This is a genomic window from Cupriavidus sp. D39 (genome assembly GCF_026627925.1).
GTDB lineage: Bacteria > Pseudomonadota > Gammaproteobacteria > Burkholderiales > Burkholderiaceae > Cupriavidus > Cupriavidus ulmosensis.
Genome location: NZ_JAPNLE010000006.1, coordinates 103,686 through 125,386, shown reverse-complemented (window position 1 = coordinate 125,386; position 21,701 = coordinate 103,686). Strand labels below are relative to the sequence as shown.

General features: G+C 64.4%; 18 protein-coding genes and 3 pseudogenes. 4 read left to right on the top strand and 17 right to left on the bottom strand.

Annotated features, from left to right (window positions below):
* Positions 1–174: 174 nt before the first annotated feature.
* Complete coding sequence (locus tag OMK73_RS04710; protein ID WP_267600988.1) at positions 175–423, bottom strand: H-NS family nucleoid-associated regulatory protein; 249 nt, start codon at positions 421–423, stop codon at positions 175–177.
* A gap of 247 nt (positions 424–670) precedes the next feature.
* On the bottom strand, positions 671–1,624 hold the full coding sequence (locus tag OMK73_RS04705) for a DNA-binding protein (RefSeq protein ID WP_267600987.1): 954 nt from the start codon (positions 1,622–1,624) through the stop codon (positions 671–673).
* Between the two features lie 94 nt (positions 1,625–1,718).
* On the opposite strand from OMK73_RS04705, the pseudogene OMK73_RS04700 reads away from it, so the two are divergent.
* A pseudogene (locus OMK73_RS04700) lies at positions 1,719–2,308 on the top strand (DUF4158 domain-containing protein); the annotation flags it as partial.
* A gap of 72 nt (positions 2,309–2,380) precedes the next feature.
* Here OMK73_RS04700 and OMK73_RS04695 read toward each other — a convergent pair.
* The 10 genes and pseudogenes from OMK73_RS04695 to OMK73_RS04650 all read right to left on the bottom strand — a co-directional run bounded on the left by OMK73_RS04695 (position 2,381) and on the right by OMK73_RS04650 (position 12,503).
* The gene (locus OMK73_RS04695; RefSeq protein ID WP_267600986.1) at positions 2,381–3,775 is read right to left on the bottom strand and encodes an OprD family outer membrane porin; all 1,395 of its coding nucleotides are present in this window, start codon (positions 3,773–3,775) and stop codon (positions 2,381–2,383) included.
* Between the two features lie 96 nt (positions 3,776–3,871).
* Positions 3,872–5,236, bottom strand: a complete 1,365-nt coding sequence (locus OMK73_RS04690) for an FAD-binding oxidoreductase (protein ID WP_267600985.1) — start codon at positions 5,234–5,236, stop codon at positions 3,872–3,874.
* Between the two features lie 46 nt (positions 5,237–5,282).
* Positions 5,283–6,113 (bottom strand): ABC transporter permease, encoded by an 831-nt coding sequence (locus OMK73_RS04685; protein WP_267600984.1) that lies wholly within the window; start codon positions 6,111–6,113, stop codon positions 5,283–5,285.
* A complete protein-coding gene (locus OMK73_RS04680) occupies positions 6,110–6,964 on the bottom strand; it encodes an ABC transporter ATP-binding protein (protein ID WP_267600983.1) in 855 nt (284 codons plus the stop codon). Before OMK73_RS04680 ends, OMK73_RS04685 begins: the two co-directional genes overlap by 4 nt.
* A complete protein-coding gene (locus OMK73_RS04675; RefSeq protein WP_267600982.1) occupies positions 6,961–7,962 on the bottom strand; it encodes an ABC transporter substrate-binding protein in 1,002 nt (333 codons plus the stop codon). Before OMK73_RS04675 ends, OMK73_RS04680 begins: the two co-directional genes overlap by 4 nt.
* 57 nt (positions 7,963–8,019) lie before the next feature.
* Positions 8,020–8,867 (bottom strand): annotated as a pseudogene (locus tag OMK73_RS04670) (creatininase family protein).
* 51 nt (positions 8,868–8,918) lie between these two features.
* Complete coding sequence (locus OMK73_RS04665) at positions 8,919–9,401, bottom strand: RidA family protein (protein ID WP_267601343.1); 483 nt, start codon at positions 9,399–9,401, stop codon at positions 8,919–8,921.
* Positions 9,379–10,620, bottom strand: a complete 1,242-nt coding sequence (locus tag OMK73_RS04660; protein WP_267600981.1) for an amidohydrolase family protein — start codon at positions 10,618–10,620, stop codon at positions 9,379–9,381. Before OMK73_RS04660 ends, OMK73_RS04665 begins: the two co-directional genes overlap by 23 nt.
* A gap of 2 nt (positions 10,621–10,622) precedes the next feature.
* Positions 10,623–11,579 carry a PDR/VanB family oxidoreductase gene (locus OMK73_RS04655; RefSeq protein WP_267600980.1) on the bottom strand — a complete coding sequence of 319 codons (957 nt, stop codon included), beginning with the start codon at positions 11,577–11,579 and terminating at the stop codon, positions 10,623–10,625.
* A gap of 261 nt (positions 11,580–11,840) precedes the next feature.
* Positions 11,841–12,503, bottom strand: a complete 663-nt coding sequence (locus OMK73_RS04650; protein WP_267600979.1) for a TetR family transcriptional regulator C-terminal domain-containing protein — start codon at positions 12,501–12,503, stop codon at positions 11,841–11,843.
* A gap of 236 nt (positions 12,504–12,739) precedes the next feature.
* Here OMK73_RS04650 and OMK73_RS04645 point away from each other — a divergent pair, with 236 nt between their 5' ends.
* Together OMK73_RS04645 and OMK73_RS38785 are read left to right on the top strand one after the other, a co-directional pair.
* A complete protein-coding gene (locus tag OMK73_RS04645; protein WP_420715473.1) occupies positions 12,740–13,693 on the top strand; it encodes a DNA-binding protein in 954 nt (317 codons plus the stop codon).
* Positions 13,690–15,185 (top strand): annotated as a pseudogene (locus tag OMK73_RS38785) (tyrosine-type recombinase/integrase). Before OMK73_RS04645 ends, OMK73_RS38785 begins: the two are co-directional and overlap by 4 nt.
* A 403-nt stretch (positions 15,186–15,588) precedes the next feature.
* Here the strand turns inward: OMK73_RS38785 and OMK73_RS04635 are convergent.
* The 3 genes from OMK73_RS04635 to OMK73_RS04625 form a co-directional block, all read right to left on the bottom strand.
* On the bottom strand, positions 15,589–16,278 hold the full coding sequence (locus OMK73_RS04635) for a type 1 glutamine amidotransferase domain-containing protein (protein WP_267600978.1): 690 nt from the start codon (positions 16,276–16,278) through the stop codon (positions 15,589–15,591).
* A gap of 204 nt (positions 16,279–16,482) precedes the next feature.
* On the bottom strand, positions 16,483–16,968 hold the full coding sequence (locus OMK73_RS04630; protein WP_267600977.1) for a MerR family transcriptional regulator: 486 nt from the start codon (positions 16,966–16,968) through the stop codon (positions 16,483–16,485).
* A 115-nt stretch (positions 16,969–17,083) separates the two neighbouring features.
* Complete coding sequence (locus OMK73_RS04625; protein WP_267600976.1) at positions 17,084–17,380, bottom strand: YciI family protein; 297 nt, start codon at positions 17,378–17,380, stop codon at positions 17,084–17,086.
* A 175-nt stretch (positions 17,381–17,555) separates the two neighbouring features.
* Between OMK73_RS04625 and OMK73_RS04620 the strand changes: the two genes are divergently transcribed.
* Entirely contained in the window at positions 17,556–18,842 is a 1,287-nt protein-coding gene (locus OMK73_RS04620) for a transposase (protein ID WP_267600424.1), read from the top strand.
* A gap of 364 nt (positions 18,843–19,206) precedes the next feature.
* Here the strand turns inward: OMK73_RS04620 and OMK73_RS04615 are convergent, their stop codons facing one another.
* Positions 19,207–20,280 (bottom strand): amidohydrolase family protein, encoded by a 1,074-nt coding sequence (locus OMK73_RS04615; RefSeq protein WP_420715459.1) that lies wholly within the window; start codon positions 20,278–20,280, stop codon positions 19,207–19,209.
* 63 nt (positions 20,281–20,343) lie between these two features.
* Entirely contained in the window at positions 20,344–21,651 is a 1,308-nt protein-coding gene (locus OMK73_RS04610) for an MFS transporter (RefSeq protein ID WP_267600974.1), read from the bottom strand.
* Positions 21,652–21,701: the final 50 nt, after the last annotated feature.

Genomic DNA, 21,701 nt, shown 5'->3' with positions numbered 1-21,701 from the left:
GCGAATTTTTGCTGGCTGCAGAACGCAAAAAAGGCGTAGCGGTTGCCCGCTACGCCTTCTGCAATGCTGGTGGGTCGTGCGTGACTCGAACACGCGACCAACGGATTAAAAGTCCGGAACTACTGCTCGGGTGGCGACCAGTGCACTTTATCGTTAATCCAGCAGGTCGACACGTCAGCCAACGCGGAAGTGTTCCACCGTCTGCCCGGCGTGGATCGCCCGCTGCAGCCAGTCCGGCATGGCGCCGCGGCCGTCCCAGCCCTGCCCGTGCGCATTGCGGTAGCGCACCGCTCCTGGCGTTGGGGTCGGCGGCGGCTCGGCAAAGCAGCCGGCGGCCTGCAAGTCAGCCAGGCTCAGCCCATGCTGGGCCATCTGGATGCGGATCCAGGTAATCGCTTGCGCGCGCTCGATTTCGATTGACATGGTGTAGGTGAAGAAATTTGGGGCAGCGCCGGATCCCGCGTTGTGCCTTCTGGTGGGAGCGTTGGATTTCAGGGTTGCTCCAGGTGATGGCTGCGGTGGGAATCATTGCCGGCGGGAGGATGTGGCCGCTATCTTTTGCTTAAATTTTAATCAAATCCGGAGAGGCCGTCGGCTGTCTGCCCCCGCGCGGCTTGTCCACAGGCTTATCCCGTGGCGCGGTGGACAAACCCTGCCCCCGCCCACGCCTTCAGGCTGGCCCGGGCTTGAACTTGGTGCGCGTCACAGGCACCCGGCGCTTGGCACCTACCAGGCGGCGCGTCGCGGTGGCTTGCGCATCGGCCCGCTCGGCGCGCCGTACCGCCGTTTCCAGTTGCGCCCGCAGCTCGTCTCGAGCCGCCTGCCCTCGCCCGAGCGCCTGCTCTGTCTCCGCCAGTCGCAGGCTGAGCGTATCGCGCTCAGCCTGCAACCGCGCCCGCGCCTCGGCGCCGGCGACGGCGGCGTCCTGCGCCCTCGCCTGCGCCGCCGCCAGCTCAGCGCGCAATTCCGCGAGCGCCTGCTCGGCCTTCTGGCGCAATGTGCGCTCCTGGTCGATCTCGCGCAGCGCGCGGCGCTCGGTGGCGCTGGCCCGCTCCTGCGCGACAGCCACCTGCTCGCGGGTGTGTTCCAGCTCCGTCGAGAACTGGGTACGCAGCTCCAGCAACTGCCGCTCGAGCGCCTCGACCTGGCGCTTGCCCTCGTCATGACGCGCCTGCGCGGCCGCGTGAGCCTGGCGCTCGGCCTCCAGCTCCCCCTGTAGCGCCGCGCGCGCGCACTGGACGGCGTCGCGCTCGGCCTGCACGGCGACGGTCTCCTGCTTGGCCACTACCACCGCGGCGCGCGCCTGGTCGCGCTGCGCCTCCGCCTCGCTCGCCTGCAACCGCGCTTCGGCCCGCAGCGCGGCCAGTTCGCCGCTAGCGGACTCGTTGGCGGCCTGCCAGATCGACTGCACGGCATTGGCGGCGATCGCCTTGAGCGCGTCCGGCAGTTCGGGGTGCGCGATGGTCACGTGCATCTTGTCGCGCAGGTCCTGCCAGAACTGCGCCAGCACCTCGGTCGGCGTGCCCATGCTGCCCTTGCGCACCAGGCCGTAGAGCTTGTTGGGGTGATCGTCCTTTTCCTGCAGATTGATACGGTTATTAGTCAGCCCCGAACTCCGTTGCAACTCACTCGCCTGACCCTATTGCAGCCATGCGAGGCTTGTCGTACAGTTTTGCCCCGAATGACACCAACGAAAAGTGTAGATTTCGGCATTTTAGTATCGCTACGTTGGCAGGGGAAGAGTTGCCTGCCCGCTTGACAGAATTTGACCTGTGGCAGTTTTTTCAGCTCACCAGAGCTAACATCGTGGCAAATACGGGAGCGGTTTCGGGCCGACAGATTCGCCGCGGTCGGCCTACAGCTCGTTTGCCTCCGGGACTTTGGTCGGCCGTTGGACCGGTTTGCTGCCGTTCCGCGCAATCTCCTTCGGTACCTGTGCGAAGCTTTCTTCGCGCTGCTGCTGTCGATTGCCAGCCTGAAGACGCTGTACCAGCGACGCCGGACGTTGTACGAGCATCAGCAATGGGTCAAGGAGCACCTTGGCATCAAGGCGCTCGATGTCACCAGCCAGGCCGCTTTGCTGGAGATGCTCCGCGTGCAAGCTGCCGCAGCGCCACACCTGGATGAACTTGTCGCCACCGCCCAGCGATGGCTCTACGATCGCTGCCTCCTCATTCCCGGCCAGCGCCAGATCACCGACTTGGCACGGCATGCATTTTCCGCCTACGAGGCGCAAATGCTTGTAGCGGTCATCCATGTAGCACGCCAGCGCCGACTTGCTCGCCAAAGCCGAGCAGTACCTTCAGCTTAAACAAAAAGGGCGGGCTGCGCAGAGAGGCGCATCCGCATCGCCGCCCTCCCTCCACACCGCCTTATCCCCTCAAGTGCCCCAGGCGTATTGCAGCGTCAATCGGTTCTGGATGAAGCGCGCGCTCCTGGCCGGCGACGATTGCAGAGCCAGGAAGTCAGCGATGCTCCAGCCCTTCAGCTTGCCCCCGAGGTTGTAGATCACATAGCCCAGATATTCCGACTGGTTCTGGCTCACCGACGTGGCGCTCGACTTCAAATCCATGAAGGAATAGCGCGCGCCCAGCACCAGCCCGGCAATCGGCGATCCGCTCACGTCGAAGGCGTATGCATTGCCGGCGCCAAGGTCCTGCGTGCTGCTCAGGAACGGCTGCGCGAAAAGCGGGCCGGATGACACGTTGTGCGCGTAGGGCGTGACCAGCGCGCCGTTCAGGTAGGAATCGTGGTTCGGCACGATGCGGTCGTAGCCCAGCGTGGCCGTCAGCGACTGGCGCTTGACGCCGAGCTGCAGCCCGTAGACTTGGCTGTTGACATGCCCCAGCAGCTCGCGGCCGTCGCCGGTCTCGTGGAACACCTGCACCGCGGCGAAGGGCTGGAGGCTGCCCGCGTTACCGCTGACCTTGCCTTCCACGTAGCCGAGCTTCGCGTAATCCTGGTACGTCATGTACCAACCCTGCAAATTGACCGAGAGCGGATCGAGCGACAGCATCTTGGCGCCGCCCACACCCCAGAATCCGTTGGTCTCCGTATTGCCGATCGACGAGAACGAGTCCACATTGACGTTGTACGTGGTGCCCTTGCGGAATGAGTTGTCAATATATGACTTGAAACGAATCATCTTGAACGCGGTCAGGAAGTTGTCGTTGTCGCCGTAACGCGCCGACACGCCCTGGAACAGCTGCGGCGCCATGCGCCAGTCGTAGGTAGAGGCGAACGGCACATCCAGTTGCTGGTTGCCGGCCACCACCTTGATCCCGTTGCGATCGTACTGCAGGTAGGCCTCGCCCATGCCCAGCAGGTTGGGGCCGAGATAGCCGTCGACCTGCGCCGGGTTGTCCGAATGGTTGATTCCACGCTGAATGAAGCCGCTGACACCGGCGGAGAATCCGTAGTAACTGGACGTGCGATAGGCCAGGTTGCCACCGTAGCTGATGGTGTCCTGGTTCTTGCCCGGGGTGAAGAAGGCGTTGTGGGATGAGAAGTAGATGGTGCGGAAGTTGCCCGAGAAGCGGCCTTTGGTGAAGACCTCTGAGAACGAGGTAGCCTCATTGCCAACGACGGTCGGCAGCGCCACGGGCGCCGTGGTCGGCGGACTGTCCGCGCCTTCCGAGCCGCCAGGGATTGCAGCGGTCATGGTCGATTGCGTTTCCGCATCCGCGGCCTGTGCCGCTGCGGCCTGCCCCAGGACTACCGCCATCGCGGCACAGGCGAGGGTGCTTCTGATCAAGGTGAATTGACTGCCGTGCATCTGATATCTCTCGTGGTGTTGGACAATAGGGGGCAGCGCCGCGGAGCGCGGCGCCAGGGCGACTGCGTACAACGGGGGAACTACTACGGATACGGATTAGGAAGGCAACTGCGGCATCACCGTGCGCACCTTGCCGGGATTTAGCAGGCCATCCGGATCAAACGCGCGCTTGGAGGCGACGATGGCGGGGTCCAGCGAGCCACCGTGTTTGCCGTCCTCCAGCGTGTAGACGTGGGGATCGTTGATCTTGATGCCGTGCGCGCGGTGCAGGGCGATCAGCTCGGCCAGCCGCGCCTCGGTGGTGAAGCGGATCAGCGGCAGGCCCACGCAGGTTACGCGGCCCTGTATGTCGCGGATGAATTCCAGGTGGTCCAGCACCTCGCTGCCGGCCTCGCGCGCGATGAGGTCCAGCTGCTCGCGCTCCTGGCCGTAGGCGTAGGCGGTCTGCAGATAGGTGATGGCGCTGCCGTCGCGCAGCGCGTGCAGGGTGGTGTGATTCCAGCAGTATTCGAGCAGCGTGTGCTGGCTTGCGCGGGCCGCCTCCGCGTCCTGCTGCCAGGCGATGCGCCCGCCGTGGGCGGCCAAGAAGCTGACCAGCGGTTCGCGCGCTTGCGGCGCCAGCGCGGCGATCACGGCGTGCTCGCCGGCATTGAGGCTGGGCGCCAGCTTGACAAAGTGGGGCACTACCTGGTCGGAGAACATCGCCACGTTCTTCTTGGAGATGCCCGGCGCTTGGGCCAGTGCCTGCGCACAGGCAAACGCGCTGACGTGGTCAGGGAAGGCAAGCAGGTATTCGTCCCAGCGCTGTGCCGGCGCCAGCGCAATTTCCAGCTCCAGCACGATGCCGTTGGTGCCGTAGGTGTGGGCGTGCAGCATGGCTTCGGGCGCGCGCAGCTCCAGGATGCGAGGCGTGGGCTCCACCGTCATGACCTTGATGCCGAGGATGGTGCCGGGCGCGCCCAGCGGGCCGTAGTTGATCGAGCCGATGCCGCCGAAGCCGCCACAGAACAGACCGCCCAGCGTGGCGATGCGGAAGGTGGAAGGAATGCATCGCAGCTCCCAGCCGTGCGGATTGAGCTGCTCATCCAGAGGCGCCAGCTTGATGCCGGCCTGCGCCCGGGCCACGCCGTCCTTGACCCACAGCAGCTGGTTGCAGGCGGTCATGTCGATCACCACGCCGCCTTCCAGCGGCACCGCCTGGCCATAGTTGCCGGTGCCTCCGCCGCGCATGGTCAACGGCACGCCGGCGCGGGCACAGGCGGCCACCACGGCCTTGAGTTCTTCTTCGTTGCGCGGGGACACGGAGGCGTCGGCGCGCTTGCTGTCCAGTTGTCGCTTGAGCACGGGGCTGAACCAGTGGAAGTCACGCGACTGCCGCTTGACCTGCAGCGGTGCGGTGCTCCAGGCGAGCGTAGGTAGGGCAGCCTGCAGGTCGTCGATTCGTTCGGAATATTGGGTCATGAGCGTTTGGAGTCGTTGGTTACGGGGAGCCGGCATCAGGTCGTCATCAGGCCGGACGGTCGCCCTCGCTCTCGTGCCAGCGGCCGATCGCTAGCCTGGAAGCAAGCGACATCAGCGCGAACAGCGCGATGCCCACGGCCGAGATCAGCGTCAGCGCTGCGAACAGGCGCGGGATGTTCAGCTGGTAGCCGGATTGCAGGATCTGGTAGGCCAGCCCGGTATTACTGCCGCCGGTGCCGGCCACGAACTCGGCCACCACCGCGCCGATCAGCGCCAGCCCGCAGGCAATGCGCAGCGCGCCGAAGAAGTATGGCAGCGCGGTGGGCACCCGCAGCCGCAGCAGCACCTGTAGCCGCGAGGTGCGTTGCAGCTTAAAGTAGGCCAGCAGCCCGGGCGACACGCTGCGCAGGCCGAGCGTGGTGTTAGAGATGATGGGAAACACCGCCACCAGCGTGGAGCACACCACCAGCGCTAGCGTGGTGTTCTGCACCCAGATGATGATCAACGGGGCGATGGCGACGATGGGCGTGACTTGCAGTAGCACCGCGTAGGGGATGAACACGGTCTCAATCAGTCGACTCTGCACGAACATGAAGGCCAGTAGCACGCCGATCACGATCGACATGCCGAACGAAAGCAACGTGATCTTCAGCGTGAACAGCGTGGCGTTGCTGAGCAGCGCCCAGTCGCGCACGAGCGTGGAGAAGATCAGCGCCGGCGACGGCACCAGGTACGACGGTATCTCGTAGACCACCACGGCGGCCTGCCAGGCGAGCACCAGCACGACGGCCGCCAGCAGCGGCACGAGGATACGGCGGGCACGCGGCGAGTCCATCAGAGGTAGCGCGCGCCGTGGCTGAGTGTTAGTGGTACTCATGCGTCCTCCTCCTGATCCGCGCTGGCCTCTGCCAGCTTCTCGTGCAGACGCATCGCGTGCTGACTGAAGCGTGCCGACAGGCGGAATTCCGTGGTGCGCGGAAACGGTTCGTCGATCACGATGTCGTCCACGATGCGGCCGGGCCGCGCTGCCATCACCACGACGCGTTGCGACAAGAAGACCGCCTCGTGGATCGAATGGGTGACGAACATCACGGTCAGGTTGTGCCGCTGCCACAACGCCAGGAGGTCGCTGTCCAGCTTGTAGCGGGTGATTTCGTCCAGAGCGCCGAACGGCTCGTCCATCAGCAGCAGGTCCGGTTTGACCACCAGCCCGCGCGCGATCGATACGCGCATCTGCATGCCACCCGACAACTCGCGTGGCAGCGCATCTTCGAAGCGTGCCAGGCCCACCAGCGAAAGCACCTCACGCACGCGGCGGTCCGCCTCCGTGCGCGGCACGCCGGCCAGTTCCAGCGGCAGCCGCACGTTGCGGAACACGGTATGCCAGGGCATCAATGTGGCCTCCTGGAATACGAAGGACAGGGTGCGGCCGGACTCGGGCAACTGGTCGATCCGCTTGCGCCAGATCAGCAGACGGCCGTTACTGGGCGGGATCAGGCCGGCCACCATCTTCAGCAGCGTGCTCTTGCCGCAGCCGGACGGCCCCAACAGCGTCACGAATTCGCCGGGCGCCAGGCGTAGATCCACCGGGCGCAGCGCCTGCGTGCCGTTGGCGTAAATTTTTTCCACCGAGAGCGCTTCCACCGCGTAGGGAGCGTGCGCGCCCTGCGGCGCGGCATTGGCCGGATTGTGCAAAGCCGCCGGCGGGCTCACGAACACCACGTTCATGGCAGCACCTGGATATGGTCGATGATGCTGGTGTTGTAGAGATTGTCCACCGACAGCAACTTGCCGTCGATCAGGCCATTGGCCACGGCCATGGTCCAGCTGGCCTTGACGCGCTCGGCGGTGATCACGCCGATCCCCCGCGTCTTAGCATCACCGCCGGTGACCAGCCCGCTGGACTTGAGCTTGCCCACCGCATAGTCGAGCTGGGCCGTGCTCATGTTGGGGTTTTCCTTCTGGATCGCCGCGTTGCCCGGGGCAGGATTGGCGAGGTAGCTCTTCCAGCCCTGCATGGTGGCCTTCAGGAAGGCGGCCACCACGTCCTTGTGCTGCGCGACGAAATCGCTGCGGCAGGCGATTGCGTTGCCATACGGGGGATAGCCCGCATCACTCAGGGGGAACACTTTGAACTTGGCACCGGCCTGCTCCAGAGCGAACGGCTCGGAGGTCAGGTAGCCCTGCTGCACCACCTTGCGGTCCGCCATGAAGGGCTGGATGTTGAAGGTGTAGGGCCGCACCTGCTCGTCGCTGAATCCGAACTTGGCCTTGGCCCATGGCAGCCAACTGGCGTTGGCATTGCTGGAGGCCAGCAGCGTACGTGTCTTCATGGCAGCGAAGTCTGCCACGTCGTCGTGCGCTATCAGCACCGTGGGATCGCGCTGGAACGAGGTGGCCACCAGCTCGACTGGCACGCCCTTGGCGCGCGCATTCATGGTGGCGATGTCGTCGCTGATGATGCATTGCGCGCGATTGGCGGCCAGGAGCTGCACGGCGTTGACCTGCGGCCCGCCCATGCGTAGCGAGACGTCGAGGCCGGCCTTCTGGTACAGGCCGTCGGCCTGCGCCTGGTAGAAGCCACCGTGTTCGGCCTGCGCATACCAGTTGGTGACGAAGACGAAAGGCGTGGCGGCCTGCGCGGCGCCGGTGGCGAGGATAGTGCAGCTGGTGGCAAGGGCTGTGCGGGTTGGCTTCAGGATGCGGTGCAGCTTGGATGTGTCCATGACATAGCTCCGGGGCTTGGGCGGGTTGGGGGCAAAAGCAGTTGGGAGGCGGCGTGCTTATGTGCGCGACTGGATGTCGCCGCAGTACTGGCCGCGTCCCCAGGTGGCAGCCTCGCGCACCAGCCACTGCATGCGATGCACTTCGCCGATGGCGTTGGCCCACTGCGTTCCCAGCGCTTCCAGCAGGGCCTCGCCCTGCTCGAGCGTGGCGCCGTTCGGGTCACCGATCACGCCGCTGGCGCCGAAGTCGCGCGCGCACCAGGCCGCGGCGGGGCGGCCGGTCGCGAGCGTCGGGCAGGGAAGGGCTCAGGGATGTTGGCTTCGGCGCGTTCCATGTGCACGGTGTCCGGAGCCAGCGCCATCATGATGGCGCTCTCGCCGTGGCCGGCGTGCATGGACAGCTGGCGTTCATGCGCGGGGAGGTACGACGCCTCGTGCGGCACGCTCCAGGCCGAGCGCACGATGATGACGAAGTCGCCATGGCGCAGCCGCAGCTCGCGCGCCGCCATCTCCAGCGGCTGCGGCTGGCCACCGTGGGCATTGACCATGATGAACTTGCGGAAGCCTGCGCGGTAGATCGACTCGCCTATCTCGATGGCGGTGTGCAGCAGCAGCTCGCCGGTCAGCGTGATCGTGCCGGGGAAATGCAGGTGCTCGTCAGATTTACCGTAGGTGATCGGCGGTAGCGCGTAGGCCGGCACGTCGTCCGGCAGCAGCGACATGGCCTTGCCGACCACGCCGGCAGCTACCACGCTGTCCACCGCGCAGGGCAGGTGCGGGCCGTGCTGCTCGATGGCGCCGGCGGGCAGCACGATCACGGTGTTAGCGCGGTCGGGCAGCGCGTCGATCTCGGTCCAGCTAAGGTAAGGCAGGAAACGTTGGGGCGGGGTGTAACCGTGGAGCATGGTGTGGGTCTCTGGTTGGTGGCGTTGGGACAGCGGAACAGGGACGCGCGCTCAGCGCTGGGGAACGTAGGCGGTGGCTTCCACCTCAATCATGATGTCGGCGGTGGGCAGCATGGCGCTAACCTGCACCACCGTGGAGGCGGGCGGTACGTCGGGGTAGAACAGCTTGCGGACGCGGCTGTAGTACGGAAAGTGGTCGAGGTTGGTGAAGTACTGCACCAGCTTGAACACGTCGCTCAACTGGCCGCCCGCACCCTCCACTGTGCGGCGGATGCTGTCGAGCACGTACCAGCTCTGCGCCAGGATCGGGCCCTGCTTGATGTCGGTGGAGAACTCACCGGTGCGGCCGAGGGTGTCGGCCACGTCGGCGGGAATGTCGTCGAAGCCCTTGACGATCAGGCCGCTGGTGGGGTTCACCGCGATCACGCCGGACAGGAAGATGAAATCGCCGGCGCGGCGATAGGCAGCATAGCGTGCCAGCGGCTGCGCCAGTTCGGGTTGGGGGGCATGTCTAGCTCCACGTGAGAAGGGAATGGGCGCCGCCGCGCAGCACGCGGCGGGCGGTGCTGGCAGGCCACGTGTGGGGATCGGCGTCGGGGAAGACTGTCAGCGTCGCCGGCAGGCCCACCAGCGAGCGGCGGGCCGCAGGCTTGGGGGCAAGCCAGTCGTCGCGGCAGATGGCGGCTGCCCAAGTGTCGAAGGTATCGTCCAGCTGAGCCGCCATCACGGCCAGCCGTAGCGCTTCCACTGGATCGAAGTTGCCGAGCGGGCAGAAGGCGTCCTGCACGTTGTCGCTGCCAATCAGTACCGGGATGCCGCGCGCGTGCGCTTCCTTGACCAGCGTCAGGCCGCGCTGGCGCGGCGTGCGCGCGAGGCTGGCGTCCTGCAGTAGCAGGTTGGTGGCGGGCAGCGTCACCAGCGTGATCGGCGCCCGCGAAACGCGGTCCAGCAGCGCCAATGCTTCGGCTTCGTCGCGCGATGCCAGCGTGCATACGTGGCCGCAGACGATGCGGCCGATGTAGCGATGCTGCATGGCCCAAGCCGCCACATGTTCCAGCCCGTGCGCTTGCGGATCGAGTTCTTCGTCCACGTGCAGGTCGAGGTCCAGCGAGGCCGACAGCGCGGCATGCAGCAGGTTGTCCAGCGCGGCGTGACTGTAGTTGCTGGTGTGGACGAAGCCGCCAAGCACGGCGTACGGTTCGTCTTTCAGCTGCGCAGCGATGGTGGCCGCATCCGCCGCGCTGGCGAAGAACGGCAGCGGCACCAGCGCCACGCGCTGCAGGCGCACGCGGTGGCGCCATTCGTATGCCAGCTCTGTCAGGATGTGCCAGGAGCGCGGCGCGGCCAGGCTCCACCAGTCCACGTGCGTGCGCAGATGCGTCACGCCCGCGTGCCAGGCCATGCGCAGTGCGCGTTCGGCACGCGCGCGCAGGTCGTCGTCGGTCCAGTGGGCGCGGTCGCGCTGCATGGCGGCAATGGCTGCGAGCAGGCCGGGTTCCAGCTTGCCCAGGCGTTGACGGGTGAAAGCCTTGTCGAGATGCGCGTGGGCTTCGAGCAAGCCGAGCAGCGCGAGAGCACCGGCAAGGTCGATGGAGTCCGTCTCAGTCGGCCCCGGCACATGCGGGCGCACGGCGCGGAAGCGGCCGCCGGACACTTCCAGGTCTGCCAACAGCGGACTGGCGTCGGCTTCTGGCCAAGCCTCCGGCAGCAGGCAGCGCGGCAGGCGCACGGCGCGGATCAGTTGGGTGGCCATGTTCAGAGATCCAGCGTCAGTGTGGGCGATGCGCACGTGGCCGAGCACAGCGCTACGTATTCCAGGCGCTCTTCGGTGCTTAGGCAGGTGTCGCCGTGGATAGGCTGGCCGTCGCGGTAGCCAACCACGCAACTGGCGCACGCGCCTTGCTCGCAGGCACTGTCAACGGCGATGCCGGCGTGGCGCAACGCGTCTAACAGCGTGGCGCCGGCCGGCGCGATGATCTGGCGGTCGCTGCGGTTCAGGAACAGGGTGACGGGCCTGGAGGCTTGGGGCTTTGCGTCGACCGCTGGCAAACTTCCGCCAAAGCTCTCCTGATGCCAGGTCGAATCGGGAATCGTCTTACATGCCTCACGCATCTGACGCATGAAGCCATCCGGGCCGCAGCAGTAAACATGCGTGCCGGTGGGCATAGTGGCAAACTTTGCCGCCAGATCAGCACGCGGCGTATCGTTGAAATACGTGGCGACGCGATCCTTCCACGACCCCGCGTTCAGCAACTCCGCAAACGGCAGCAGCGCCCGGCTGCGGCTGAAAGCAAGCAGCGAGAACGCTTCCCTCCGTCGATGCAGCGCATGCGCCATCGCCACCAGCGGCGTAATGCCGATACCTCCGGCAATCAGCAAGTGATGCGGCGCCTGCCCGGCCAGCGCGAACAGGTTGTGCGGCGCGCCGATGGAGAACGTCATGCCGGCGCAGGCGCGTGCGTGCAGCGCTTGTGAGCCGCCACGCCCCGCGCTCTCGCGCTTGACCGCGATCACATACTCGCCGGTGTCCGCAGGATCGCCACACAGCGAGTAAGCCCGGGTGATGCCGGGGGCCACCGTCACCATGACATGCGCACCAGCCTCGAAGGCAGGCAGTGCCTTCCCGTCCGGGCGGCTCAGGAAAACTTGGATGACCTCCGCGGTCAGGGCGACCGTCCTGGTCACCATCACGTCCATAGTAGGCTCATTCATTGAACAAATGGTTTGACCGAATGGTTTAATTATTTGTTCTAGAGCAAAGAGCATGCCATGGACGCCGATGACGCCCGGACGGGTGATCGGAAACCAGGTGGGGCGGGAGTTTTAGCCGGGAATGGGGGCGGCGGCCACGTATACACGGCGGCCAAGGGCGGGGAAGTAGGCGTGCGCCACGCACTCGGGGGGCACGGCGCACCCTAAAAGAGGGATCAGGTCCGGAAATTGGGTCGGAAACGGGGCGGTAAATTCGCTCTATCAGGAAGCGGGCACAGCAACGGCTGCAAGTTCCAGCCCGCAGCCGGCCAACACAAAGGCGATCAGTTCATTCAGTATCTGCTTCTGCGTCTTGCGCGAACGCAGCGAGGCGCCCATCATCTGCTCGGCCTGGATGGCATAGTCGGCGTAGTATTGCGTCATCGCCCACATATGCATGATCAGCAGGCGGGCATTCAGCGGCCGGATCTGGCCGCTTTCTACCCATCGCTCGATCACTGCCACGCGGCTGTTGGTGCTCTCCACCGCGTCCGGCCACAGGCGCTCCAGCCGGTGCCCGCCGCTGAGCAACTCAGTGGTGAAGATCCGCGACAGTTCGGGGTTCTTCAGCGTGAAGGTGAGCTTCTGGCGTAGATAGTCGGACAGAATTTCGGCAGGCGTGCCGGCCTTCTTGTCGAACTCGAACAGCTTGGCCCAACTGCTCATCAACTCGCTGAGGATCAGCGAGTACAGCGCCTCCTTGTCCTCGATGTAGTAGTGCAGCGCCGACTTGGAAATTCCGGCGCCTTCCGCAATGGCCTGGGTCGACGCTCCGGCGAAGCCGTGCTGACTGAATTCGCGGATTGCGGCGCGGCGGATGGCGTCCATGACCTCGAGGCGGCTTTGTTTGGCGGCGCTTAGCTTGGTCGGCATCGTTGCTTTCATGGTCTCGTCAAGTAGGTGGTTGGCCGAGAGGCTACCAGGGGGATGTTTCAAACTCGACATGATAAAGCCCGCGTGGCCATACGCACGCGGACGGCCACAGTCAACATCGACGTTGCACAAAAAGCGAGACAGCGCCTGCTGACCGCGTACCAATCGGCAAAGAAAGGACGGTGCAGCGCGAAGCGAAGGATCACTAAGTCATTGTTCTGTAACGTTTTTTAAGCCTGACCGTATCAATCTGCTGCAAAAGGACGATTACCCCGACCGACCAGATCCGCGCCACCGTGCTCGCCATGCTGACCGAGGCCGGCGACGCGGCGCCGCCAACCGCCGCGCGCTTTCGCCGCGTGGTCTCGGTGCGCAAGCTGCGCGACCGCCTGGGCGGCGGCGACCCGGCCACGCTGTCGCGCACGCTCAATGCGATCGAGGCCGAAGTGGTGCGCGCGGGCCTGGCAGAGGTCGCCATCCCGGACCTCCCGCCCGAGATCGCCGAACAGATGCGCGCGCTGTGGCAGGCCGCGGTCGCGGTGCAGCTCGACGACGTGGTGCGCCTGAAACGCGAGGCGCAGGCCGCGATCGAGGTGGCCGAGGCCGCGCGCGCCGAGGCCGAACTGCGGGTCGAGCTGCTGCGCCAGGAGTTGACTGAGGTGCGCGGACAGCTGGCTGCGCGCGATACCGAACTGGCCGAGGCGCGCGCCGGCCTGGCGGCCGAACGGACCCGCGCCGAGCAACTCGCCGCGCGCACCGGCGAGCTGGAAGCGGCGCTGGGCGCCGCCCAGGACCGCGTGGCGGCCGGTGAGCGCGCCCAGGCCGAGGCCATCGCCACCGCGCAAGCGCGCTACGAGGCGCTGTCGAAACAGTTGCTCCAGGAGACCGCGCACCAGCGCGACGCGCTGCAGGCCGAGCGCGGCCAGTTCACCTCGCAACTGAAGTTCGCCGAGCGGCGCCTGGCCTCGCTCGAGGACGTGCGTGGGCGCCTCGAGGCGGACCTGGCCAGCGAGCGCGCCGCGCGCCAGACCGCTGCCGGCGAGGCGAGCGCGCTCAAGGCGGTGACCGCCAGCCAGCGCGCGCAACTGGACGAGCTACTGCACGCCACGCTCGCGGCCGCGGCGCCCGCTGCCAAGGCCGCCAGGCCCGGATCGGCCAAATCGGCGCCCAAGGCGAGCGCCAAACGAGGGGCCCAGTCATGAACCCGGCCGACTGGATCGACACGGCCACGATCCCGCCGCGCCCCCTGCCGCCGACGGTGGAGGCAGCACTGGCCTACTTGGCCGAGGTGCTGGGGCACCCGGTCTATGCGCACTGGACGCTGGCGCGCGTCAAGCGCCGCTACGGCTCGCTGGCCGAGGCCGAGGCCGCGCAGCCGGCCGTGCTCAAGCTGCTGCTCGCACACGACGCGGCGGTTGAGTACTGGGAGCGCGGGCGCTTGCGCACTCTACCGGCGGCGCAGGCGCCAAGCCCAAAGGCGGTGCTGGCCCGAGTGTTGCACACCCACCGGCGCCGCTTTCAGCGCGCGGCAGCGCCGACTGCGACGACGCTGAAGGCAACGTCCGCGCCGGCGGCACCGGGCCCGTGGCTCGCGGATCAGGACGCGCGCACCTTGGCGTGGCTGGCCCGCGCCGGGCGCTTCGCCCAGCCGCATGCCGCCACCAACACGCTCGGCGCGACCGATGACGCCCAGGCGCTGGCGCTTTCCTGCGCGACCGGGCCGCCCGCTCAGCCCACACGCGGCGCGCCTATCGCGCAGAGCTGCGTCGGCTGATGGCCTGGTGCGAGGCGCGTCAGCTGGGGCCGCTGTCCGACCTGAGCCGCCAGCACCTGCTCGCCTACCGGCACGCGCTGCAGCACGGTGACGACCGTGGCAATACCGTCGCGCCCGGCAACCGGCCGCTGGCGGAGGCGACCCGCAGCCGCGCGTTGGCGGTGGTGGCGAGCTGCTACCGCTTCTGGTACGACACCGGCTACCTGCACGCGAACCCGGCTGCGGGCCTGTCCGCGGGCAGCCGCGCCCGCGCCGGCTTCACGCCGACGCGGTGGCTGCCGCCGGCACTGATGGCCGCCTGCGATGCGTGGTGCGCGATCCCTGTGCCAGACGGCGCTGACGCGTTGGTCGCTCGGCGCCAGCGCGCCATCTGGGCACTGTTCCGCTATGCCGGCGTGCGCCTGGCGGAACTGGCCTGGTCGGCCGAGGCTGGGCTGCCGCGCCTGGAAGCCGAGACCCTGGGACGCTGGACCTTGTACGTGCGCGGCAAGGGCGACAAGCGGCGCGCCATTCCGCTGCCGGCTGCGTGCGTGGCCATCGTGCGCGCCTACCGGCTCGCGCGGGGCCTACCGGCCGAGCCGCCGGCGCATGAGGCGCTGCCGCTGATCCACGGCAACAAGGGCGAGGCCCTGCAGGCGGCCGGCCTGTACCGGGAACTCAAGACCCTGCTGGCGGCGGTCGCGGCCGGCCTGGCGGATAACGATCCGGCGCAGGCGCTGCTGCTACGCAAGGCCTCGCCGCACTGGCTGCGGCACGCCTACGCGCGCACACTGGTGGTCGACCATCAGGTGCCGCTGCCCGCCGCGTAGGCGTTGCTCGGGCACGCCTCGGTGCAGACCACTGCCGCCTATGCGAAAACCGACCTGAGCCGGCTGCGGGATTTTGTCGATGCCACGTTTACCGAGGATGTGCCGCAGTGATCTGTCGGACTGGCGTATCGCTGGTCTGTCATGGCAGCGCAATCCCGAGCGCGGCATAGAACGTCGCAGCTCGCGCTGGCGGGCCGCGGCCGTGCGCGCCGCAGACGCCTTTTCTCAGTCCAGTAAGGAGACTATGTATTGAGATCGTTGGCTTGTCGCCCCGGCCAGCGGCGGATCAATTGTGCAGGTGACGCGGCGCCTTGTCGGCCCGAATCAAATGGCTCAGAACGACCCACTACGGCCGATAAACTCGCCGGAGGGCAACGACCGCTCATGGAGTCCAGCCGTCATTCGCTCGTTACAGTCCGGCTGAAACTTGCCCGCCAATCAGGTCGCCGGCACACCGGCGATTCCCTTGTGATGCCATTCTAGCTGGATGCGACCGACTCGCTCGGAGACGGATTCAGTTACCAAGAAGTGCTGCAACCCGGCTTGCCGTCGCCTTGGCCGACTGCGGATTCTGACCGGTCACCAGGCGGCCGTCGGTGACCACTTTTGAGACGAATGGCAGCAATGCCTTCTCGTACAATGCGCCGCGGCGCACCATTTCCTGCTCAGCGTTGTACGGCACCTTGCTGGCAACCCCCGCAAGTATTTCTTCGACCCAGGAATAGCCGGTAAGCCGCCGTCCGGCGACCAGTAGCGCGCCGCCGGAGAGCTTCGTGTTCAGCAGACCGCAATAGCCGTGACAGACCGACGAAACGATTCCGCCCCGCTCATAGATGCCGCGCGTGATTCGCTGAAGGCTCTCATCATCCGGAAAGTCCCACATGACGGCGTGGCCACCCGTGAAATAGATCGCATCAAAGTCTGCCGGATCGATCTGATCGGGACGGGCGGTTGCCGAAAGCAGCGCCTGCCGGCGCTTGTCGCTCAGCCATTCCTTCACCGAAGCATCGGCGAGCGGCCATTTGAGGGAGCGCGGTTCCAGCGGCGAAACACCGCCTTTCGGACTGACGATCTGCTGCTCGTATCCCATTTTGCCGAAAACGTGCCAGGCGTGGGTTAGCTCCGATAGCCACAAACCAGTAGGCTCGGTCTGATCGGCATAATTGCCGACGTTAGTGACGACCTGCAGTATGCGTTTTGTCATGTTCAAACGTCCTTTCACTATTCCTGGGCGCACATTGCGGACGCATTGCGGCGTTGCTGCAGTCAGATACACCGGCGCCCACGATACGCTCGACTGGCTCAACGATAACCTTGAAGTAAAGTTCAAGGTCAAGGCCTTTAGGTGCCTAAGTATCGATTAGCGACCGGAAGAAGGATCACGAAGGTAGGTCGGAATGGCCCTGCTCTAGCGGGATGTTTCCGGTCGTGGGCGGCGGGGCTTGCGCAGTGCTTTGACATCGCCGGAGGCCAGCGCAGGGCTTGTCATTTCGCCCCGGCGCATTCGCGACAGCAGTCGCTGGGCATTAGTGGTGCAATCGATCTCTGCTGGCTTGGTTTCGATCTCCGCAATCAGCGAGACGAGATGGGTTTTGCTCTGCGCCAGCCGTGCCTCCAACGCTTCGATGTCCTGCACCTTGAGGCGGAGTGTTTCGAGCACCTTCCCGTGTCGCCACTGCGTCGGATCAAGCGGCAGCAGGGTGCCAATTTCATCGAGGCTGAAGCCGGCCTTTTGCGCAGTCGACACCAGATCCAGCACCAGCAGGGCCTCGGGTGGATAGGTCCGATACCCATTGGGCTGACGATGGACGGTCTTCAGCAACCCAATGCGCTCGTAAAAGCGGATGCGTGAGGGAGTTAGTCCGGTACGCTGCGAGAGTTCCCCGATCTTCATAGGCTCGTTCCGCGGGAGAATGCGTTGAACAAACGATAGCATGTTGGTCTGACCGAAGTCCGATGCCGTTCACCGTCCATAACGTGCACAATTCCACAACTTCTGTCTGGCGGTATTAGCCACGCGCCTTCAAATGAAGCATCGTGTAATGCTCGTAATGGCCGGCACCGTTCTTCACAATGGGATCTTCGGCGGTGAGTGCCGAAATATCCAGGTCATCGGCAATCTCGTAGAGCGAGACACCGTAACCACCCGTTTCGTCCATGACGGGGCCGTGGGCAACGATCAGACCTTTGTCGAGAAGGTCGTTTAAGAAGTCGCCATGCTGCTTCATCCATTTCTGTTCATCAGCCGACATCGTTGCCAGGAAATCCGCGCGCGGCGGGATAAATTTGCACAGGTAGTACTTCATGCTCAACTTTAGACATTCAGGCCCGCTCAACGAGCGGGTTGGAAACGGATTCAAGAAATCGAAAAATGCTTGACATGGGGCAATGATCGTGTGGCCGCCGCGCTGCTTGCGCGGGTTTTAGCGCAAGCAGCGCGGCGGCCAATGAGGATCGTTTTCGGTCCTCTTGCGATTGCCCATGTCTTTGTCCAACCGTGTACGACTGTGTCTGTCCGAATGGATCAACCTTCTGCTTCTGGCCGTGCCAATTCGCTCTCGCGGGAGCTTTGTCGAGCTGCTGTGCGGCTGTATGGTTTCGCCAGAAGGCTGGGTGACGCGCGCTATCAGCGCCATCGCGCGACGCAGGCACTGGACGACCTACTACAAGCTTCTCGGGCGCGGCAGCTTGCGCACCGTGCGTTTGGCCCGCCAATTGTTCTTGCTGGTGCTCACAGTGCTGCCATGCGATGTGCTGACACTGGTCATCGACGATACGCTGGTGCCGCGCTCCTCGGAGCAGGCGCCCGGTTGCGCGTATCGCCACGACCACAGCCGCAAGATCAATCGGCCGCAATTCATACGGGCCCAGTGCTGGGTTACGCTGGGCGTGAGCGCGCTGGGCAACGGCGGGGTCAACCTGGTGCTGCCAATTCTCTCGCGGCTGGTGCCAAACACCGGCAACCGCAACAAGCTGAAAATCGCGCTGGTGCTGGTCCGCTCTCTGGCGGGCGTGGCCAACAAGCCGGTGCGCGTACTGTTCGATTCGTGGTTCATGCGCGCCCGCCTGGTATTGCCTTTGCTGCGCAGACAAATGCACGTGATTGGACAGGCGCGCATCGACACCGCGCTGTTTCTCGTGCCGCCACCGCCAACCACACCCAGACGTGGTCGCAAGCGCATCTATGGCGAGCGCCTGAACGCCGAGGCCATCGAAGCACTGCCCGCGATCGAACTGCGCATGCCGCTCTATGGCAAAGACCAGCAGGTTCGCCTGCGCTCTGCCGAGGCCCGCGCGCGCTTCCTCAAGGGCGCGTTGGTGCGTGCCGTCTGGTGCCAGTTCTTCGATGCGAAGAAACAGGCCTGGACCAAGCCCCGTCTGCTGCTCGCGAGCGAAACGGACTTGAGCGCCCAGGAGATCGTGCAGTTGTACGCGCGCCGCTGGGGCATAGAACCGCTGTTTCACAATCTCAAGCGCTGGTTCGGCGTGAGCAATCTCTGGCAGCAATCGCGCACCGTGCTGGAGTTGTGGATGCAAATTCGCTCGATGGCCTGGACTTTGAACCAACTGCTGAGTCTGGTGCTTGTCGAGACCTTCCCGATGAACGCGGTCGCACCATGGCGCATGAATCAGCCCGTCACGGCCGGTCTGGTCACGCAGTGGCTGCGCATGGAATTTACCGGACTTGCGTTTCGCGACGGCCTGAATCGCAAGTCCCAGAAATTCCAGTGGCCAACGCCACGCAACGACACGCGACCGACCTCGTAGGATTGCCCGCTCGCGCTTCTGACGGCGTCTCATCGCTGTTTCCATTGCCAAATCGCCTCGTTGACGACCACCGTCGCAGCCGGTGAGGCAGCCATTCGCATGTCTAATGTTGAGTACTTCATGGTGAATTCCTAATTATCGAGAGGCTGCTGCTGGAGGGCGCGACGGATGCGATCCGCAGCGGCGAGCAGCCCACGCCCGGAAGAAATGACGAGTCCCGGATGTTCAGCGGAAGCTGACGAATCTCCGTTTCCCCGCTGAAAATCCTCGCCGAGCAAGCTGACCCGCGCTCACCGGCAGATCCAAAAGATTCATGATAGAGCGAGCGTCGGCGTGCCGTCAGATCACGGTTGCCGGAGGTTGCTCACAGCCCCAAGCGGTACACCTTGTTCACTGTGCCTCGAAAGAGGGTCTCTCGTTCAGTCGGACTTGCGTTAGCTGTCAAACGCTTGAAGGCATTCCAGCCGTTGCTATACGGGTAGGAGCCTTTGTCCACAGGGAAGTTGCTTTCGAACATGCAGCGATCTGCACCGAACATTTCAATGCACGATTCCATCCACGGCTTCCACGTTTCGGCGAGTTCGACCGACGACGGCGGTCGAGCTTCCTTTTCAAAGTCAAAGCCATTGATGCGCATGCCTAGTCCGCCGACTTTGACGTAGATATTAGGCAGTTGCGATAGCTCGCGCATCGAGCGAGACCAAGTTTCGAAGACTTCCTTTCGACGATCTTGATAGGAAGCAATACGCAGCACCCCGCCGCAGTGATTGATGATGATCGGCGTGTTGGGGAATGCTTTTGCCAGATCGAGAAGCTCCGGCAGTTGCGGGAAGAACAGCCACGCATCGTAGGACAGGCCTAGCGGCGCCAATTGAGCCACTCCCTCCCGATAGCTCCGGTCGAGTAGCAGCCCGCGAGGAGCCGCAGTCAGTGGATTCGCCAGCGTCGTATCGGCATCCCAAGTCACCAGGTGCCGCACGCCACGAAAGCGTCCGTCTCCAGCTTTGAGCTCAGCTTCGAGGACTTCCCGCACCTCGGCCCCTCGACGAAGATCTACGTATCCGACCATACCACTCGCCACCTTCGGTTTGGCCTTCTGCAGTGATGCGGTAACGGTCGTCACGTAGTCGATTTCGCCTATCGGACGCATGAATTCAGGACCATCCATACGGTACCGTGTGAGCGCCTGCATATACACCGATGCAATGACGTTATGTCCCGACCGGGCGTCTTCGAGGTATTGGTCCAGCATGTATATCCAGCCGGGTCGCTCGTAGAAATGGTGATGCGCGTCGATGATAGGCATGTCGGGCTCGAGTGCCGCCTCGGTGTTGGAGGCAAGCCATTCCGCCCGAACCGGAAGATAGTTGCTGGTTGTACTCATGCTGTGGACTTCCTCTTTTGCAAATACCTTGTGTTGAGCAAGGGCAGGAATCACGATCGATGCTGCGGCCGCACTAAGAAGCTGTCGGCGCCGGGGTGAATGTCTTGATTTCAACTTTTATTTTCCCTTGTTAAAAGCGTAAAGAGACAAAGTCAGCAAGGTTGTGATGGCGAGCACCACCGACAATCCGAGCATTCCGGCCGTGTAGGTACCGAAGCTGTCCTTCAGATAGCCGACGAGGTACGGACCCGCGAAGCCGCCCAACGCACCGATCGAGTTGATGAGCGCGAGGCCACCGGCAGCTGCTTGTCCGGAAAGGAACCGAGCCGGCAATGTGAAAAAGATGGTGCGGCCCGCGATGGTGCCGATCAACGCCAGCGTGATGCCGACCATGGCCGGAACCAATTGGTTGAAGTAGGTCGACACGCCCAGTGCGATCGCACCTATGAACATACATGCGGCCAAGTTCGCAATGTGACCGCCGCGGCGATCAACCCGCTTAGCCCACCAAAGCAGAGCGATGGTGGCGAAGAAGTAAGGTATTGCGGACACCCATCCGGTCTGACTGACGGTCATCCCGTGGCTCTTCAGGATCTGCGGCAGCCAGATTCCGATACCGTAGGAGCCCATCGTGAAGCCGAAGGAAATCATCGCGAGGACGTACACACGCACGTCTTTCAATGCAGCGGCGAAGTCTTTCTTCTTGCCACTCGCTGCACCTTCACGATCAAAGGCGCTTTGCAACGCTTGTCGCTCCTCCGGCGAAAGCCACTTAGCATCGGCAGGCCTGTCAGCAAGAAGCTTCAGTACGAGGACGCCGAGCACGCATGCCGGCAGACCTTCGACGATGAACATCCATTTCCAGCCCGCGAGGCTGAGGAACCCGTCCATCTTGAGCAGCCACGTCGAAAGCGGTCCACCGATAAGCGAGGAGAGCGGCGTCGAAACGGTGAACCATGCGAGCACTCGCGTGCGATAGTTCGCAGGAAACCAGATCGCGAGGAAGAAAATTACGCCGGGAAAGAAGCCGGCTTCGCCTATGCCGAGCAGCAAGCGAATTACATAGAAGCTGGTCGGTCCAACAGCGAGCGCCGTGGCGGCGGCGAAAAAGCCCCAAGTGATCATGATGCGCGCGAGCCAACGCCGTGCGCCGAAGCGATACAGCGCCAGGTTGCTCGGAACTTCGCACAAGCAGTATCCAGCGAACATGATGCCTGCCCCCCAGCCAAACTGAGTCGCAGTCAGTCCAAGGTCGCGGTTCATGGTCAGCGCTGCAAATCCGACGCTGGTCCGATCAAGGTAGTTGAAAAAGTACGCGAGCGCGAGAAGTGGGATGAAGCGCCACGCGGCTTTCCTAACCGCCTGCTGTTCAAGCGTCGAATCGACGGACTTCTCGCCCGCCAGATTGGAGGATATGGATGTCATGGTTTGTCGTCTCCTTCGAATCACTGGCCGAACTGAGCCGTGCAGGCTCG